The organism is Microtetraspora fusca (assembly GCF_001570365.1).
In the GTDB taxonomy this organism is placed as follows: Bacteria; Actinomycetota; Actinomycetes; order Streptosporangiales; family Streptosporangiaceae; genus Microtetraspora; species Microtetraspora fusca.
Map to the genome: position 1 here is coordinate 1 of NZ_BBYK01000019.1, position 1,057 is coordinate 1,057.

Consider the following 1,057-nt stretch of genomic DNA (forward strand, 5'->3'; position numbering starts at 1 on the left):
AATGTCCGAGTCGATCTCGGTGAGAAAACGTCATTGGGAGCCAGCAACTGCTCCTGTGTCCGACCTGGCGGCAGCGTCGTAGCCAAGGCGCTGACCGGGTGCGACCTCTCCGCTCGCGAATGCCGACTAAACGGAATGCCATGCGCGACGCTCACAAATAGTACAAGTGTGACTACTTAGAGTTGCTTATCGAACGTGTGAACGATATCCTCGCAGAGGATCGACGATCAGAGTGGGAGCGGGGGTGTGAGGAGATGATGCTTTCGGGTGGCGTGCTGCTGTCGCACCGACCGGAGGACACACCTGCGCCCCGCTCATCCGCCGCGCATTCCACGTCATCGCGATGGCGGCGCGGGTCCAGGCGGCACACGCCGTTCATCGGATCCGATCGCTTCGCCGGCGACTCCTATGGCGCGGTTCTCCTCGACCGCGCCCGCAGTGCCGGTGACGGCGGAGGAGCCCCTGGTCCCGCACCGATTGACACGACGCGCTCTGCCGGGCGAGGTGGGCGACGCGGCGAGCCGGACGAGACGCTGTCCTGGGCGCGGCGGCTGCTCGGCCTCCCTGATGCGGCAGAAGACCACAAGCCTGGCGGCGGTGGCCGGCTTTCGGGTCCTTTGCGATGGCCGATCGCGCCCGCTCCCGTAGCGCCCACCCGTGAGAAGACGGCCGAGCCAGGAGAAGAGGTTGACGGCGGGGCCGAGCCGCAGCGCTTCGGCATCGACGATGGAGCTCTTTTCGGTCGGGAGGAGCTACGGCGGTTCGGGAACGACTGTGTCGGCCTGTCGGCGTGGGATGGGATCTGGCAGGGCCGCGGTGACGCTTGGAACGTTGGTCGCCGCCGGGGTGCTGATGGCCACCGCGTCGGGGGTGATGGCCCGGCCGCTGAGGGGCAGGGCCGAGGCGCTCGCCGTGATGGCCAGGGCGGTGTGGGTCCGGCCGCTGGTGGTGATCAACGAGGCGCTGGTCGTGATGGTCGGAACGCTCTTGGCTGGGGCGCTGCCGCCGACAGCCGCGGCGCTGATGCACGCAGGGCTGGCGGTGATGGCCAGGACAG

The 1,057-nt window shown here is 68.1% G+C and carries 1 protein-coding gene; it reads left to right on the forward strand.

The annotated features are described in order from the left end of the window. Positions 1–816: 816 nt before the first annotated feature. On the forward strand, positions 817–1,057 hold a 241-nt coding region (locus tag AWQ68_RS00100; protein WP_157544712.1), incomplete at its 3' end, for a hypothetical protein.